The organism is Streptomyces sp. JNUCC 63 (assembly GCF_054366325.1).
Map to the genome: position 1 here is coordinate 4367917 of NZ_CM135963.1, position 15795 is coordinate 4383711.

Genomic DNA, 15795 nt, shown 5'->3' on the forward strand with positions numbered 1-15795 from the left:
TCACATGCGGCTCAGCGACGCCGCCGCGTACAGCACGTCCCTGATCGCCTCACGGTCGCCGACCTGACCGGCCGCCGCCTCGCGCGGAGCGACGTGCCCCGCCGCCAGCCGGCAGAACTCCAGGCCGTCCAGCGCCACATGGGCCACCTCGTGCTCCGCGGAGCCGACCGCTCCGGGTGAGTCGAGCGGGATCAGCCACTGGCCGCCGCCCTGGCCCTCGATCTCCAGGCGCAGGCTGCGGCCGGGTTCGCCCGCGGCCACCAGGTGCCGGGCGCGGGCGGGCGAGGCGAGCCCGGCCCGCCGCCGTGCGGCGAGCACGCCCGGCAGCAGCCGGGCCGCGAGGTCGATCATTTCGTGCAGGTGCCGCGAGGCGGGCGGCCCGTACGGGTAGTCCACGGCCTGAGCGATGTCCTCGGCGTGCACCCAGCACTCGAAGGCGCGGTCCAGCATCGCGTCGGGCAGCGGGAGCTCGAAGTCGCCGTAGGGCACGGTGGGTCCGCCCGTGCCTTCGTCGGTGAAGGACACCGTCCGCACCAGGGCGTGCGTCTGCTCCCGCCAGGGCGCCCGCACCGACCGGGTCGGCGGGAAGTGCGAGGCCCGCCAGTACGCCTCGGTGCGCGCCGCCGGGGTGGGGCGGTCGGCGCGGGCGCCGGCGTCGCCGAGCGGGTCGTCGAGTCCGAGCGCCACCGCGACCAGCCCGTCGACGCTCATCAGATGCGCGATGACCCCGGCGACGGTCGTACGGCGGCTGGTGGCGTCCTCGCCCGCGAACCACCGCAGGCGTACCGGCGTGTGCCACTCGGAGTCGCCCATGTCCCGCAGCAGCGCGTCCAGGCGGGCGGCCTCGGCGTCGTAGGGAGCCGCCCACCCGGGCACGGGGATGCGTGGTGGCCGCCGCTCCAGGCAGCCGTCCAGCACGCGCGTGCGCAGCCCCGGGTCCAGGTCCAGGCTCTCGGGCCGGTGCAGCAGCCCGACCGCCTCCCGCAGCCGCAGCGCCTCCTCCGCGCAGTCGCCGCACTCCCCGAGGTGCTCCTCGACCGCCGCCGCCTCCTCCGGCGCACAGGCGGCCAACGCCCACGCCCCGAGAAGCGACTTCAGAACATGATGCTCCATCACACTCCGGCCCTTCACCTCCACCGACTCCTCCAACACGGGCAGCGCCCGCCCACCGTCCTCGACGGACACACGGGGCACGGGTATGCGCGGCGACCGACCGGGCCCGGGAGCACCCTGAGGACCGACGGGGGAGCCGGGTCCGCCCGGAACGCCGGGGCCGCGGGGAACGCCGGGGCCGCGGGGAGCGTCCGTGCCGGCGGGGCTGTCCGGCCCTGTGGGGCCGTCCGGGCCACCGGGGCCGCCCGGAGTGCCGGAGCGGCTCGGGGCCACGGAGCCGGCGGGGTCGTGCGGAGTACCGGGGCCGTCCGCAGTACCGGGGTCGCCTGAGTCCCGGAGACCCCTCGGGCCGGTGGGGCCGTCCAGGCTGCCGGAGCCGTCCGGCCTGCCCGGCCCATCGGGTCGCGGGGGCCACCGGAGCCGCCAGGGCCGTCCGGGCTACCAAGGCCCCCCGGGCCGGCGGGGCCGTGCGGGCCCTCCGGACGAGCCGGCTCGTCCGGAGCGCCGGGGCTGCCGGGATTGCCCGGGTCACCAAGGCCGTCCGGGGCGCCCGGTCCGCCGGGGCCGTCCGGCTCGGCGGAGCCGTACGGCCCGTCAGGGGCGCGGTGGCCGCCAGGGGCACCGGGGCCGTCCGGGTCGCCGGGGTGTCCCGGCTTCGGCGGGTTCATGCCGCACCCCCGTAGCCGGGTGGTGTGCCGGGGGAGTTCGTGTCGTGGGCGGTGGAGAGGAGTTGGAGGCCGAGGCGGAGGCGGCGGCGGGCCTCGTCCTCGGGGATGCCGAGGTCGGCGGCGGTCTGCCGGTAGTCGCGGCGCTGGAAGTAGGCCAGTTCCAGAGCGGCGCGCAGGGGGGCCGGCATGGAGTGGACGATGTAGTCGGCGCGGGCGGCGGCCGAGGCGCGGCGCACCCTGAGTTCCGACTCCTCGGGGGAGTCCCGCTCGTCGAGGGCCGGCGCGGCGGCCTCGGTGCCGCGCAGCCGCTGCACGGCGAGCCGGTGGGTCAGCGCGGCCACCCAGGAGCGCAGCGGGCCCTGCTGGGGGTCGTAGGCGTCGGGGTGCTCCCAGACGTGCACGAAGACCTCGCGGGTGATGTGGTCGGCGGCCCGCTCGTCCCCGAGCACCCGGTGGGCGAGGCCGTGCACGAGGGAGGCGAAACGGTCGTAGAGCTCACCGAGGGCGGCCGCCTCCCCGCGCGCGAGCCGCTGTTGCATCCTGCGGTCCCAGCGGGGCGGTGCGTCCTTCTTCGCCATACAACCCCTCCAAAACCCGGCTGCGCCCTGCCCAGCGTGTCTGTGCGGTCACCTCGAATGTAGTCGGCACGTCCGACAACGCACGCCCCCTTGTGCCAATGCGCGCCCCGTCGCCGCAAGACCAACTCTGATCGAACGCGATCGAAAGCGACTGAAACAAGTCCCTGAAGGAACGGTCTCGGTTTGAGTTATGGCGTTTGGGGGAACGGCCGCTGGGCAGCCGCGCGGAAAGAAGCGTAGGAACTGCTTCCGTTTCCGAGCGGTTCCGGGGAAGATCCGGCGAGCGGAGGGCGGGCCGTGACGTTCAAGGTGACCGACGACCAACAGGGCGAGTGGAGCGTGCTCCGGGTCGCCGGCGAACTGGACCTGGTGACCTCGCCGGTGCTGCGGCAGCGGGTGCACGAGGCGGTGGCGCAGGGCCACCACCATCTCGTCCTGGACCTCTCGGACGTCTTCTTCTGCGACTCCAGCGGCGTCGGCGTCCTCATAGCCGCCCGCCGCCTGATCCGCTCCTGCCAGGGCCGGCTCCGCCTGATCCTGCCGGCCCGCGGCGCGGTCGACGGCTCGCACGTCAACCGTGTGCTCGGTGCGCTCGGAGTGCGCCGCCTCTTCGACGTCTACGCGGACCTCGCGGCGGCGGTGGACGAGGAACCGCTGACCGCGTAGCGCCGCGGACGGGCGCCGTCCGTCCGGGCCGGCCGCCGGCCGATGTCATGGATCGTGGCACAGGAGCATCACGGAGCGTCGCCACCGTACCGGTGTCCCCGCGCGTGACTCGTCACGTCCCGGAGTCGCCGCCGTGCTCGGGTACCTTGTGCGGGATGCGAGTGGTTCCGGGCACGAGCCATGTCATGACGGGCGTCGCACAGTATGCCGCACGGGTACTCCTTCGCGCGGGAATATGCCCGAAGCGCTTGTTGTGGTGACGGTACGTCAACCATGCTGTCTCCCAAGAGAGTCACGTTCCGTGACTCCTGCTCTGGCCGTTGTTCTGGCCATGCAGAAAATGGCTACGATCGTGGCCCTCGCGTGCGCGAGGCTATGTGTCCGCCGGTTCGGATGGTGTGAGCGGTGCAGGTGCTTCAAGTGCAGCTGGAGATCCGGCCCGACCCCGCGGAGGTGGGGCGAGCCCGGAGGTGGGCCCGCTCGCGGCTCGCCGGTTCGGGGATACAGGCCGACGAGCCGCTCGCCGAGACGTTGATCCTGCTCGTCTCCGAACTGGTCACCAACGCCGTGGTGCACACCGGCTGTCCCGCCGTACTGCGGCTGTCCCTGCCCGGCGTGCCGGCCGAAGCGACCACCGTCCGCCTGGAAGTGGCCGACGCCAGCACCAGGGCCCCCGTGCCGCGCTGCGTGGGCGACGAGGCCACGAGCGGCCGCGGCCTCGCCCTCGTCGACGGCCTCGCCGACCGGTGGGGCTGGAGCCCGGAGGGCACGGGCAAGCGCATCTGGTGCGAACTGGACCGCTGCGCCACACCGGTTGACGCGGCGGAGACCGCGGCGCCGGCGGTGTACGAGGGACTGGCCTGCGAGGGGCTGGCGTACGAGGCGGTGTAGGGCCACCCTTCCCCTGTGGGGCCCCTTGAGCCGGCGCACAAGGTGGACGGCACCCCCGCGCGGTTGCCGGCGCGCCGTCCCACCCCTCGGGGCGGTCAAGTCGTGCGCCGGGAGATGCTTCTGTGCGCGCCCCGTTGCGATCGGGCATAACGGGTAAACCACCTGGGCGGTGTTGACGTGTCCTGTCCGTTTGATCACGCTTGTGGTCAGCGATTCGCCGCGAGGGGACGTCGAGGGCTCGGGCGCCGGAAGTCCTCGACGAGTGTGGGTCGTGATGTCGGCGCCGGCCGGTCCCCGCAGGGTCCGAGGGGGGTGGGACCGGTGCGCCGCGGTCGGAGGGCGGCGCGCACTGCCGTGCTCGGGGCGGGCAGGCGCGCGCCGCCAGCCGACTCACCCTCCCGTGCCCAACTTGTCCACAGGCTGTGGACAATTCTCCGCCCTCGTTCCCGGAGCGGTCCGGAACGTGCGCCGGTAGGCCGTCGGCGTCACTCCGAGCGCCGTCTGCAGATGCTGCCGCATGGACTGGGCCGTACCGAAGCCGGCGTCGCGGGCCACCCGGTCCACGGACAGGTCCGTGGACTCCAGCAGGTGCCGGGCGCGTTCGACGCGCTGCTGCGTGAGCCACTGCCCCGGACTGGCCCCGACCTCCTCGCGGAAGCGCCGGGTGAAGGTCCGTACGGACATGGCCTCCCGCGCGGCCATGTCCCGCAACTGGATCGGCTCGTGCAGACGCCCCAGCGCCCACGCGCGCGCGGTGGTCGTGGTGGCCAGCTGCGGGTCCGGCACCGGCCGGTGGACGTACTGCGCCTGCCCGCCGTCCCGGTGCGGCGGTACGACGGTCCGCCGGGCCACCTCGTTGGCGATCGCGGTGCCGTGGTCGCGGCGCACCATGTGCAGGCACAGGTCGATCCCGGCCGCGACGCCCGCCGAGGTCAGCACGTCGCCGTCGTCGATGAACAGCACGTCCGCGTCCACCTCGACCCGTGGGAACAGCCGCTGGAAGCGGTCGGCGTCGGCCCAGTGCGTCGTGGCGGGCCGCCCGTCCAGGAGACCGGCCGCGGCCAGCACGTACACGCCCGTGCAGATCGAGGCGAGCCGGGTGCCGGGCCGGATCAGCGCGAGGGCGGCGGCCAGCTCCTCGGTCAGCACGCCCTCCTCGTGGACGGGGCCCAGCTCGTACGACGCCGGGACGATCACCGTGTCGGCGGTGGCCAGGGCCTGGGGCCCGTGCGCCACGTTGATCGAGAAGTCGGCTTCCGTCCGCACCGGCCCCGGCGGCCGGACCGAGCAGGTGACGACCTCGTACAGATGCCGCCCGGCGGCGTCCTTGGGCCGCCCGAAGATCCGGTGCGGAATGCCCAGTTCGAAGGGCAGCAGCCCGTCGAGGGCGAGGACGACGACGCGGTGCGCGCGGAAATCCGTGGCCGTATCCATGGCCTGATCCTAGCGAACACTGTCCTTCGGGCCAGTGGAGAGCCGTGGCCCCGTACCGGAAGCTCATGGCGTGACCCAGACAGCAGAGCCCGCAGCCGCCGCAGAGGAAAAGCCGTCCGACCGCCGGGCCCGCTCCCGCTCCCGCGTTCATTTCGCGTGGTTCGTCGCCGCCGTCACCTTCGTCACGATCATCGGCGCGGCGGCCTTCCGCTCACTGCCCGGCCTGCTCATCGACCCGCTGCACCAGGAGTTCGGCTGGTCACGCGGCACGATCGGCGCGGCGGTCTCGATCAACCTCGCCCTGTACGGCCTCACCGCGCCCTTCGCCGCCGCGCTCATGGACCGCTTCGGCATCCGCCGCGTGGTCGCCGTCGCGCTGAGCGTGGTCGCCCTCGGCTCCGGTCTGACCGTGTGGATGACGGCGGCCTGGCAGCTGTGGCTGTGCTGGGGCCTGCTGGTCGGCCTCGGCTCCGGCGCGATGGCGCTCGCCTTCGCCGCGACCGTCACCGAGCGCTGGTTCACCGAGCGCCGCGGCCTGGTCAGCGGCATCCTCACCGCCGCCGCGGCCTCCGGCCAGCTGATCTTCCTGCCGATCCTGTCCTGGACGGTCCAGTCGCACGGCTGGCGCCCGGCGGCCGTCACGGTCGCGCTGGCGGCCCTCGCCGTCGTCCCCTTCGTCTGGCTGCTGCTGCGCGACCACCCGGCGGACGTGGGTGCACGCCCGTACGGCGCACGGGAGTTCGTCGCCAAGCCGGAACCGGTGCCCGGGGCCGCCCGCCGGACCCTGACCGTCCTGTCCTCGGCGGTGCGCACCGCCCCCTTCTGGCTGCTGGCCGGCACCTTCGCCATCTGCGGCGCCTCCACCAACGGCCTGATCCAGACCCACTTCGTGCCCGCCGCCCACGACCACGGCATGCCGATCACGGTGGCGGCCTCGCTGCTCGCGGTCATCGGCGTGTTCGACGTGATCGGTACGATCGCCTCCGGCTGGTTCACCGACCGCTTCGAACCGCGCCGCCTGCTCGCCGTGTACTACGCCCTGCGCGGTGTCTCCCTGCTGTTCCTTCCGATGCTGCTGGCGCCGGGCGTGCGTCCGCCGATGGTCTTCTTCATCGTCTTCTACGGCCTCGACTGGGTCGCCACCGTCCCGCCCACCCTCGCCCTGTGCCGGGAGCAGTACGGCGAGGACAGCGCGATCGTGTTCGGCTGGGTCCTCGCCTCCCACCAGGTCGGTGCCGCCCTCGTCGCCTACCTCGGCGGGGCCGCGCGGGACGTCTTCGGCTCGTACGACGTCGTCTGGTACGCCTCGGGCGCGCTGTGCGCGGCGGCGGCCCTGATGGCGCTGGTGATCAGGCGGCGGCCGCGGACCCGGGTCGGGGGCGGGTGACGGCCGGGATCAGACCGGCAGTCGGGAGACCCGTCGGCCGTCCTTGCGGGCGGCGGCCTTCGCGTCGGCCTTCGTGATGGCCCTGGCGATCTTCTCCGCGTCGATGGCCAGCTCGCGGAGCATGCCGCTGATGGGGTTGGTGAAGCCGGTGAAGTACAGGCCGGGCGCGTTCTTCGGGGCGCGGGCGCCGTGGACGACGGGCCGGCCGCGGGAGTCGAGTACGTCGAGGTGGCCGACCAGCCCCTCCAGGGCGCGGACGTAACCGGTGGCGGCGATGACGGCGTCCGGCCGGATGCGGGTGCCGTCGGCGAGGACGGCCTTGCCGTTCTCGAAGCCGTCGACGGCGGCCACGACCTCGACCGTGCCCTTGCGGACGGCGTCGACGAGACCGACGTCCTGGACGGGGATCGCGCCCTCGCGCACCCGCGAGTACAGGCCCGTGCCGGGGCGGGGCAGGCCGTGCGCCGACAGGTCCGGCACGCTCAGTCTCGCCAGCGGTCCGGCGAGCCTGTCGACCAGCCCCACCGGCAGCCGTCGTACGACGATGCCCGTGTACTGGGCGGCCCACCCGGCGGTCGACCGGCGCACGATGTGCGGGGCGGTGCGCACCGACAGCCGTACGCGCGAGGCGCCGCCCTCCACCAGGTCCACCGCGATCTCGGCGCCGGTGTTGCCGACGCCGACGACGAGGACGTCACGGCCGGCGTAGGGCTTGGCGTTGCGGTACTCGGAGGCGTGCAGGAGCTCGCCGGACACGTCCGTGTACGACTCACGGCCGGGCCAGTCGGGCAGGCGGGGCGTGTGGTTGTGGCCGGTGGCGACGACCACCGCGCCGCCGGTCAGCTCCCGCCCGCCGGTGGCGTGCAGCAGCCAGCCAGTGCCGTCCGGCGCGCGCTCGACGCGGGAGACCTCGACCCCGGTCACGACCTCCAGCCGGTGGTGTTCGGCGTACCCCTCCAGATACCGCACCACGTCGTCGCGCGAGACCCATCTGCCGAACCGGCGCGGCATCGGCAGACCGGGCAGGCCGGACAGGCGCCGGGTGGTGTGCAGGTGCAGCCGGTCGTAGTGGCGCCGCCAGGAGGCTCCGACGCGGTCGGACTTCTCCAGGACGACGGCCCGTATCCCCCGCGCGCGCAGCGCATGGGCGGCGGCCAGCCCGCCCGGACCGCCGCCGATGACGTACACGGGACGGTCGGTGGGCTGCGCGGTCGGAGCGGGGGTGGAGTCGGACATGAGCGCGAGAGTAATCGCGTGACCGGTTGATGGGTCTCGGTCAAGACCGGAATTGGTTGCGGATTGATCACGACTGCACGGTTCCGGCTGTGTGTTGTTCAATGAGCCGGTGGCCGCCAACCTCCATGACTCCAAGAACCTTTCGACGGTACGCATAGAAGGGCACGGGCTGCTCCTGCGCCCGTGGGACCCGGAGTCCGACGCGGACGTGGCAGCGTGGCTGCGCGGTGTCACCGATCCGGAGTTCCGCCGCTGGAACACACCGCTCGTCCCCGTCACGGACACCGCCGGCGCCCGTGACTCCCTGCGGGCCCGGACCGCCCGCGCCCGGGAGGGTTCGGCGGTGTCCTTCCTGATCGCGGACGCGGAGAGCGGCGGTGGTACGGCACTGGGCCACATCGGCGTCAACGACATCCGCCAACTCCTCGGCGTCGCCAGGGTCGGCTACTGGGTACTGCCCGAGGCACGTGGACGCAAGGTCGCCACCCGGGCGCTGGGTCTGGTGGCGAGCTGGGCCTTCCGCGAGGTGGGGCTCCACCGCCTCGAACTGGACCACGCCGTCGGCCACGAGGCCTCCTGCCGCGTCGCGGAACACTGCGGCTTCCGCTACGAGGGAACCCTGCGCGGCGCGCTCTTCGAGGCGGAGCGCCGGGACGCGTTCCGCGACGCCCACCTGCACGCACGGCTCGCCACGGACCCGGAGCCGGGGGCCTCTTGACCGGGGCGGACTTGATTCGGGGGCGTAGGACGGCCGTGGACAGGACCATGGAGCATGCCTTCCGAAGATGACCGGAACGACTGGTACCTGACCGAGGACGTCGAGCAATTCCTGGCGCGCGCCGGGGAGTTCCTCCGCTCGCGGCCCGCACCGCACACGATCCACCTGACCGTGACGGAGACCCTGCGCTTGCGCGGCCCGCGCGTCTACGGGGACGCCGATCCCGAGTTCGGCGTGCTGGCGGGGGAGGGAGAGGGGGCCGCGGGCGTGCGGGGGGCCTTCTTCCGTACGCCGCCGCACCCCATCTCCCTCACCTCCCTGACCGAGGAGGAGGCCGACGCACTGGCGGCCCGGCTGGCCGGTCCGGAGCGCCGTCTGTCCGGCGTCTCGGCGGACCGTGACACCGCCGCCGCGTTTGCCGAGGCCTGGCGCCGCCACACGGGCGCCGAGGTCGCCCTCCGGCAGCGGATGCGGCTCTACCGGCTGGGCGAGCTGACCGTTTTGCGGCCGGCTCCGCCCGGGCGGGCGAGGGTGGCGGGCGAGGCGGACCGGAAGCTGCTGGCCCAGTGGTACGAGGAGTTCTGCGCGGCCGTCGGTGAGCCGGCCGTCCGGGACGCCGAGGACTGGGCGGACGACCGCGTCGAGCGCGGGAACGTCATGTTCTGGGAGGCACCGGACGGGACGCCCGTCGCCATGGCAGGGGCGGCTCCGAAGGTCGCCGGGCAGGTGCGCGTGGCCGGGGTCTACACGCCGGCGCACCTACGGGGGCGTGGATACGCGGGAGCCGTCACCGTCGAGGTCGGCCGGGCCGCGCTGGAGTCGGGAGCGGAGGAGGTGCTGCTGTTCACCGACCTCGCCAATCCCACCAGCAACGGCCTGTACCAGCGGATCGGCTACCGCCCGGTGTCCGACTTCGCGGTGTACGACTTCGGGTGAGCCCCGTCAGGGCCACAGCAGCTCACGGGCCCAGCCGTCCCGCGTACGGCGGTAGCGGAGACGTACGTGGCGGCGGAGGGCTTCGCCCTGGAAGAACTCGACCTCGGCCGGCCGGAGGCGGTAGAGCGTCCAGGAGGGGACCGCGGTGTCCGGCTCGCGCCGGGCCCGCTCCCAGGCCGACTCCGAAGCCCGGGTCAGCTCGTCCAGGCTGGTCAGGACCTCGCTCTGGTGGCCGGTGAGCGCGGCGGCCAGGGCTCCCGTCGAGCGGGCGTGCAGGTCGGACCGCGCCTCCTCGGGCGCGGCGGTCGTGACCGGCCCCCGGATGCGGACCTGGCGGCCCTGGACCGGCCAGTAGAAGGCCAGGGCGGCGTGGGGGTGGGCGGCCAGCTGCCGCCCCTTGCGGCTGCCGGCGTGGGTCCCGAAGGACCAGCCCCTCTCGTCCGCGTCGTGCAGCATCACGATACGGACGTCGGGTCGGCCCTCCTCATCCGTCGTCGCCAGCGACATCGTGTGCGGCTCCGGCTGCCCGGCCGCCGCTGCCTGGGCCAGCCACCTGGCGAAGAGAGGGAGGGGAGTGGAGGGTGCCGTCGTGGGTTCGAACGCCGGTAGTTCGGTGAACTCCGGGTCCCAGACGCGCAGTGACTTCAGCAGCTTGTGAAGATCCGGTTCCATGCCCCGAGTATCACCGCACGCGGCGAGCAGAGCCGCTGGTTTGCTCGGGCGGGTGCCCATCCTTCGCGCATCGCCGCGCCGCCGTGCGGAAGAAGGCGCTTGTTAGAGGTCGCGCGGATAGGTGCGGTTGGGGACACCGGCAACAGGACGGGCACAGGTTCTGGTGATCATGGAGTTGCGACGCTCTGTGATCACTGAGGAGACCTGTGCCCGCGCTGCCATCATGGCTCGCCGAACCGCTCTGGGACCAATTCGCGGCCCTGCTGCCCGAGCGGCCGGAGTACCACCCGGACCATCCACTTGGCTGCCACCGCCGACGTATCAGCGACCGGATCGTCTTCGACAAGATGCTGCAGCTCCTGCGCTTCGGCTGCTCCTACCAGGCGATCGCCGACACAACCTGCTCGGCCACCACGATCCGCAACCGCCGCGACGAGTGGATACAACTGGGCGTCTTCACCCGGCTCAAGCAGATCGCGCTGGAGTCCTACGACCGGATCGTGGGACTCGTCCTCGACCAGATCGCCGTGGACGGCTCTATCACCAAGGCTCCCGGAGGCGGCGAGGTGGCCGGGCGTTCCCCGGTCGACCGCGGCAAACAGGGCTTGAAACGCTCGGGCATGACGGACGGATACGGCATTCCGCTGGGCCGGGTCCTGGCCGGCGCCAACCGCCACGACTCCCCGCTGCTCGCCCCGACCCTGGACCGCCTGGACGACCTCGGACCGCTGCCCGACGACATCACCGTCCATCTGGACGCCGGCTACGACTCGGACAAGACCCGCGCTGTGCTCGACGATCGCGGCTTCCACGGCCGTATCGCGCACAAAGGCGAGAAGGCACCCATCCAGGCCAGTCGGCGGTGGCACGTGGAACGTACCCACGCCTGGCAGAACGCCTTCCACCGGCTCGCCCGCTGCTACGAGCGGCGCGCCACCGTCGTCGACGCCTTCTTCGACCTCGCCGACGCGGTTATCACCGTGCGCAGCCTGATCCGGCAGGCATGGGCGACTCACCGCTGGGACGAACGCCCAAACCGCCGACCATGACAGCACCCTCATCCGCGCCGCATCTAAACGTCGCGCACCGCGAGCAGTTCGACCGCTGCCCCAGACGACTCCAGCAGTGGTGCAGCGGCAGAACGCCGGGGATCCGCCCGGTAGGCAGCGAGATCCTCGCTGGTGGGAAAGGCTATGAGGTGGGCCTCGACCTGATCGTCCAGAGTGCGCAGTCGGCGCTCAAGACGCCCTCCATACTCGGCAAGGAGGGGCAGGACAGCGCTCTCATAAGCGTCGAAGGTGCCCAAGCCGCCTTCAGGTAGCCGCGCGAGCATCAAGTAGGTGACGGCCATGGCTCCCTCATAGCGGTCTGTAACCGGTGATCTTCTGAGCCTAGCTGGCGTACACGCCTTCAACGCCGCCCCAGCGGCCGTCTATCTGCGCGACCTCTTAGTCTGAAGAAGATCGCATCGGGCGTGGGACTTCGACGGAACTCATGGGGGACGAGTGAGCAGTCGGCCAAGCGAGCAGATACCGATGACCGCAGGGGACGGTGCGTCGACCGCGATGCGGCTCAACCAGATCCCGGCCGACCCGTCCTCACCCCCCGTGTACGGCCCCTTCGTGCCCGGCAGCATCGATCTGGTGTCCACCCCGGAGCAGAAGCGCGCCGCTGCCAACGCCATAGAGCAGCATCTCGAACCTGAAACCAAGGAATCGGGTGGCTGGGCGCGCGAGGAGACCTCGGCCGCAGTCAAGGCGCTCGCCGCCAAGGACGGCGAGGGGTGGATCACTTCACGCGCCCTGAAGAACGCGCACAAGACCTGGGGCGACCAGGTGCAGAACCTGATGAACCGGCTCGGCGCGGAGAAGCGTGCCCTGCGCGAAACCCATACGATTTTCCGGAACACCGATGTGTCGACCGGGATGCAGATCCGCTCGACCTCGGTGTTCGACGGTTACTGACGGCTGCGGCACGGGAAGACCGACGCGGCATGTGCACGCGACGCTCCGGCACCGGTCGTGCTCCCCGTACCGGCCAGGACGCCCGTGGAGCGCGTGTTCATCGACAGCCGCAGTCCATACGCGCGCTGATGCGGGGCTGTCTCCGTAGACGCAACATCATCAGGCATACCGGACAACGGGGATAAGGGCATGCCCACCTACCACGAGATCATGAGTACGGACCTGGCTTGTCTGACCACTGCCGCAGACAAGTGGACGGATATGGCGGGTGAGTTCCACAAGCGCGAGGAACAGTACGACAGGGACGTCCACGGCATCACCATGGGGCCGACCTGGATCGGCCTGAGCGCCACCGCGGCCAAAACGATGTTCGACACCACGCTCAACGAGTACAAGGCCGCCCAGGCCGAGGCGAAGGCGATCGCCTCGCTGCTACGGGACGCGCACGCCCAGTTCACGGAACCGAAGGGCAAGTTGCAGGCGGCGAAAGACGGTGCCGTGGAGGCCGGGATGGCGGTCTCGGACACCGGCAGGGTCACCTTCGACATGGCGAGACTGAGCGAAGGCGTGCGGAGCGCCTATCACCACGACCCGGACTATCAGAAGTCGGTGCGTGAGGCGGTCGGCTCGTGGCAGCAGCAGATCGACCACCTGGTCGCAGCAATGACGGACGCGGACACCGGTGTGGAGATCGCGCTGAAGGCGGTGGCGCAGGACACCGACGTCATGGACGGCACGACGAACGGCTTCAACGGCAAGCCCCTCGGCGACATCGAGGAGTACGAGGCGCGCAACGCCGAGGACATCGCGAAGCGCCTGGCCGCCGGCGAGAAGGTCTCCGACGCCGACATCGCGGAGCTGCGACGGGCGATGCGGGACAACGCCGACGACGAGGTCTTCGCCAAGTCCTTCCTGGGCAGGCTGGGTCCCGAAGGCACCATCAGGCTGAGTGACGTCCTGTGCGACCGCGAGCAGGGCGCGAAAGCCTCCGACACCCAGTACACGGAGCTGCTGAGCGGACTGGCCAACACGGTTGCGACGGCGACCCAGGTCCCCGGCTCGATGACGGACGCGGCACCGGGCTCCGAGAAGTTCCAGACGTGGCTGAACAGTGACGACGGCGCGTTCTACCGAAAGTTCACGGCAGGGCTCAAGGAGGCCGGGGCCAAGAACTACGACTCGAACTCCAACCCGCTGTACGGATACCGCCCGTTCGTCGAGATGATGACGCACGCCGACGTGCCGTTCGACGACCAGTTCCTGAACCAGCTCGGCGACGACATGATCGCCGCCGAGAAGAAGAACGTCACCATTTTTGAGCAGTGGGGTGGCAACCACACCGAGGGCCGGGCCGACGCGCTCGACAGCCTTCTCGGCGTGATGAGCAAGAACCCCGACGCGGCCACCGCCTTCTTCGACCCGGACATGGACAAGGGGCAGTCGCACCTGGACTACCTGGTGGGCAAGGGGGACGGGGCGCGGGAGTGGCCGAAGATGGCTGTCCCGGCCGGTATGACGGTGGTGGTTCAGGACGACCCGCTCAGCCGTCATGGCCTGGGGGCCGCGCTGGAGGCCGGAACGACGGGGCACGAGCCCGGCACGCCTCTGGGCAAGCCCGGGCCCCACAGCGAGGGCCAGGCCCGCGTCATGCAGGCGGTCATCGCGGTGCTGGACAAGGACAGCAAAGGCGACGACGACTTTCCGGAAGCTCTCAAGGTGCCTCTCGGCCGCGCGCTGAACGACTACACGGCGGACAAGCACGCCATTCTGGGCGGCTACGCGCCGGACAGCCCGGTCGGCCGGGACCACATCGCCGGATCGGGCGACAGCGCCTCGATCACGAACAGCAAGGAGAGTGTGCTGCGGGTGATGCGCGGTGTGTCCGACGGTGAGATCGGCACGGATGCGAAGGGGAAGCCCGTACGGGTCTTCGACGCCCTGTACGAGGGGCAGCGTCGCTATGCGGTGGAATATCTGGACACCGGTGAGCACGTACCCCAGAGCGGCCTGACAAGGAATGTGACCGACTGGGACATCAAGGCGCGTGATGTGGGTGAGGCCTTCGGCGGTATGAACGCAATCGCCACAGACATGGTGCTCGACGTCCGGGATGCTGAGATCGGGAAGATCAACGACCAGGCACGTTACGCGTACCACGGCGTGGGGGGGGCTGGTCGGCATGATCCCGGAGGTCGGCGACATCGCCCAACGCGCCGTGGACGCCGCCACATACGAGTGGTCCAAGGGCGTCATGGATGACGCGGAGAACGTCGCGCGCGGCGACGTCAGTAGGGAGACGGCGAAGGGCATCCTCGGCACGCACAACCTCATCGATTCCTGGGCCGAAACCCGCGATGCCGGGGAGAACAGCAACGCCGTCAGGAATGCCAAGGACGAGGCCACGCAGAGTTACATGACCGGCCGCGAGGAAGCGTATTCGGCCCTGCGAACCAGGAAGTGAGCGAGTGAACACAGGAGTGGGCCGTACGAGGCGGGTGTGGAGGGTCTGGGTTGTAGCGGCCGTCCTGGTCCTGGTGGTGGCGGGGCTGCATGTCTATCGCAACACCAATGTGCTGACGGCCGATCGGCTGTGTGGGGGGCTGGTGTCCGCGGCGAAGGCGGACGCGGTTCTTCCGGGGTCCGGTCGTCTTGATGCCGAGGGGGACGGTGTCGCCGACGACCTGGGGGATACGGTGTGCAAGGTGGAGAGGTCGTCGGTCCTGCCCGGTTCCGGGAAGGGGATGTTGTCCGTCCGGGTTTGGGAGGTAGACGGTGACCTCCCCTTCGACGGAGTGTGGCCGGATCCGTCGGAGGCAACATTCTTCTCCGGACCGGTGACCGGCGCGGTCTACCAGTCCGAGGGGTGGGTCCTTCTGCCCGAGAGGTGCTGGACGACAAAGCCGGTGTTCGTCAGGGTCAGCCCCGGTGAATCGGCGTCAGGCACCAGGGGATTCGCCAGTTTGATCACCGACGTGGCACGTGCCATGGCGGCCCAGGCGGCGTGCGGCGACCTGCCCGAGGAGCCAGGGACGCTGGTGCCGCCTCGCGCTGATGCGGCACGCCCGGTTTCCGAAGGACGGGTGTGCGGCCTTGACGGTTTGTCCGTCGGCGGCCAGGTGCCGGCTGGCGCCGAGGTGCTCGAATCGGGCCAGAAGGCTCCGGCCGATCTGTGGTCGTGCACGTTGTTCCTGGACGACGACTCACGTGACGTCGTCCGCAAGGACGGCTTCATGACGTACACGGCGTCCCGGGACCCGCTGCTGGTAGCCGCGGTGAAGAAGGCACCGGGCACAAGCAAGGGTGAGGCGCCCGACGGCCGGGCAGCCGATGTCATCGGGAGCACAGGGATCGTCCTGCCCTGCGCCCAAGGCCCTCTCTATCTGGCGACTGTGCCGAAGGGGCAGTACTTCGAGGCACGGAAGCGTCACTCGGATCTTCCGGCGCAGGAAACGTACTTCGAGTCCTTCGTGAAGTCCGCGACCGCGACCTTCGACTGCGGCACAGCCGCGAGGTCCTGACGATCTGGACTGAG

Annotated in this window: 16 protein-coding genes; 10 read left to right on the plus strand and 6 right to left on the minus strand. The window is 71.3% G+C overall.

Translation table 11 applies throughout. The features are described 5' to 3' along the window. Positions 1-1479, minus strand: coding sequence for a maleylpyruvate isomerase N-terminal domain-containing protein (locus ACX25U_RS20185; protein WP_454394384.1), 1479 nt, complete (start codon positions 1477-1479; stop codon positions 1-3). Positions 1480-1777: 298 nt separating this feature from the next. Next, the gene (locus ACX25U_RS20190; RefSeq protein ID WP_454394054.1) at positions 1778-2359 is read right to left on the minus strand and encodes a sigma-70 family RNA polymerase sigma factor; all 582 of its coding nucleotides are present in this window, start codon (positions 2357-2359) and stop codon (positions 1778-1780) included. A 297-nt stretch (positions 2360-2656) separates the two neighbouring features. On the opposite strand from ACX25U_RS20190, the gene ACX25U_RS20195 reads away from it, so the two are divergent. Both ACX25U_RS20195 and ACX25U_RS20200 read left to right on the plus strand, forming a co-directional pair. Beyond that, the gene (locus ACX25U_RS20195) at positions 2657-3025 is read left to right on the plus strand and encodes an STAS domain-containing protein (protein WP_454394056.1); all 369 of its coding nucleotides are present in this window, start codon (positions 2657-2659) and stop codon (positions 3023-3025) included. A gap of 405 nt (positions 3026-3430) precedes the next feature. Next, the gene (locus ACX25U_RS20200) at positions 3431-3916 is read left to right on the plus strand and encodes an ATP-binding protein (protein ID WP_454394058.1); all 486 of its coding nucleotides are present in this window, start codon (positions 3431-3433) and stop codon (positions 3914-3916) included. A 390-nt stretch (positions 3917-4306) separates the two neighbouring features. On the opposite strand, the gene ACX25U_RS20205 is transcribed toward ACX25U_RS20200, so the two are convergent. Then, complete coding sequence (locus ACX25U_RS20205) at positions 4307-5350, minus strand: GlxA family transcriptional regulator (protein ID WP_454394060.1); 1044 nt, start codon at positions 5348-5350, stop codon at positions 4307-4309. Between the two features lie 70 nt (positions 5351-5420). Here ACX25U_RS20205 and ACX25U_RS20210 point away from each other — a divergent pair, with 70 nt between their 5' ends. Next, positions 5421-6737 (plus strand): MFS transporter, encoded by a 1317-nt coding sequence (locus ACX25U_RS20210; protein WP_454394062.1) that lies wholly within the window; start codon positions 5421-5423, stop codon positions 6735-6737. 9 nt (positions 6738-6746) lie between these two features. On the opposite strand, the gene ACX25U_RS20215 is transcribed toward ACX25U_RS20210, so the two are convergent. Further along, positions 6747-7973 carry a flavin-containing monooxygenase gene (locus ACX25U_RS20215; RefSeq protein WP_454394064.1) on the minus strand — a complete coding sequence of 409 codons (1227 nt, stop codon included), beginning with the start codon at positions 7971-7973 and terminating at the stop codon, positions 6747-6749. A gap of 109 nt (positions 7974-8082) precedes the next feature. Here ACX25U_RS20215 and ACX25U_RS20220 point away from each other — a divergent pair, with 109 nt between their 5' ends. Together ACX25U_RS20220 and ACX25U_RS20225 are read left to right on the plus strand one after the other, a co-directional pair. Further along, positions 8083-8691: a GNAT family N-acetyltransferase gene (locus ACX25U_RS20220; RefSeq protein WP_454394066.1), complete on the plus strand. Its 609-nt coding sequence runs from the start codon at positions 8083-8085 to the stop codon at positions 8689-8691. Positions 8692-8745: 54 nt separating this feature from the next. Further along, a complete protein-coding gene (locus ACX25U_RS20225; RefSeq protein ID WP_454394068.1) occupies positions 8746-9627 on the plus strand; it encodes a GNAT family N-acetyltransferase in 882 nt (293 codons plus the stop codon). Between the two features lie 6 nt (positions 9628-9633). Here the strand turns inward: ACX25U_RS20225 and ACX25U_RS20230 are convergent, their stop codons facing one another. After that, positions 9634-10299 carry a pyridoxine/pyridoxamine 5'-phosphate oxidase gene (locus ACX25U_RS20230; protein WP_454394070.1) on the minus strand — a complete coding sequence of 222 codons (666 nt, stop codon included), beginning with the start codon at positions 10297-10299 and terminating at the stop codon, positions 9634-9636. A gap of 206 nt (positions 10300-10505) precedes the next feature. On the opposite strand from ACX25U_RS20230, the gene ACX25U_RS20235 reads away from it, so the two are divergent. Continuing rightward, positions 10506-11348, plus strand: coding sequence for an IS5 family transposase (locus ACX25U_RS20235; RefSeq protein ID WP_454391042.1), 843 nt, complete (start codon positions 10506-10508; stop codon positions 11346-11348). 23 nt (positions 11349-11371) lie between these two features. Here the strand turns inward: ACX25U_RS20235 and ACX25U_RS20240 are convergent, their stop codons facing one another. Continuing rightward, entirely contained in the window at positions 11372-11650 is a 279-nt protein-coding gene (locus ACX25U_RS20240) for a hypothetical protein (RefSeq protein ID WP_454387120.1), read from the minus strand. A gap of 184 nt (positions 11651-11834) precedes the next feature. Between ACX25U_RS20240 and ACX25U_RS20245 the strand changes: the two genes are divergently transcribed. From ACX25U_RS20245 to ACX25U_RS20260, 4 genes are all read left to right on the plus strand, one after another. After that, the gene (locus ACX25U_RS20245; protein ID WP_454394072.1) at positions 11835-12263 is read left to right on the plus strand and encodes a hypothetical protein; all 429 of its coding nucleotides are present in this window, start codon (positions 11835-11837) and stop codon (positions 12261-12263) included. Positions 12264-12452: 189 nt separating this feature from the next. Beyond that, complete coding sequence (locus ACX25U_RS20250; RefSeq protein ID WP_454394073.1) at positions 12453-14522, plus strand: hypothetical protein; 2070 nt, start codon at positions 12453-12455, stop codon at positions 14520-14522. Continuing rightward, a complete protein-coding gene (locus ACX25U_RS20255; protein ID WP_454394075.1) occupies positions 14515-14724 on the plus strand; it encodes a hypothetical protein in 210 nt (69 codons plus the stop codon). The genes ACX25U_RS20250 and ACX25U_RS20255 overlap by 8 nt, the downstream gene beginning before the upstream one ends. 64 nt (positions 14725-14788) lie before the next feature. Beyond that, positions 14789-15781, plus strand: coding sequence for a hypothetical protein (locus tag ACX25U_RS20260; protein WP_454394386.1), 993 nt, complete (start codon positions 14789-14791; stop codon positions 15779-15781). The last annotated feature ends 14 nt before the right edge of the window (positions 15782-15795 follow it).

Coding starts and splice junctions, on each gene's coding strand:
- ACX25U_RS20190 (WP_454394054.1), bottom strand. CDS start 2,359: ATGGCGAAGAAGGACGCACCGCCCCGCTGGGACCGCAGGATGCAACAG.
- ACX25U_RS20205 (WP_454394060.1), bottom strand. CDS start 5,350: ATGGATACGGCCACGGATTTCCGCGCGCACCGCGTCGTCGTCCTCGCC.
- ACX25U_RS20215 (WP_454394064.1), bottom strand. CDS start 7,973: ATGTCCGACTCCACCCCCGCTCCGACCGCGCAGCCCACCGACCGTCCC.
- ACX25U_RS20225 (WP_454394068.1), top strand. CDS start 8,746: ATGCCTTCCGAAGATGACCGGAACGACTGGTACCTGACCGAGGACGTC.
- ACX25U_RS20230 (WP_454394070.1), bottom strand. CDS start 10,299: ATGGAACCGGATCTTCACAAGCTGCTGAAGTCACTGCGCGTCTGGGAC.
- ACX25U_RS20240 (WP_454387120.1), bottom strand. CDS start 11,650: ATGGCCGTCACCTACTTGATGCTCGCGCGGCTACCTGAAGGCGGCTTG.
- ACX25U_RS20245 (WP_454394072.1), top strand. CDS start 11,835: ATGACCGCAGGGGACGGTGCGTCGACCGCGATGCGGCTCAACCAGATC.
- ACX25U_RS20250 (WP_454394073.1), top strand. CDS start 12,453: ATGCCCACCTACCACGAGATCATGAGTACGGACCTGGCTTGTCTGACC.
- ACX25U_RS20255 (WP_454394075.1), top strand. CDS start 14,515: ATGGATGACGCGGAGAACGTCGCGCGCGGCGACGTCAGTAGGGAGACG.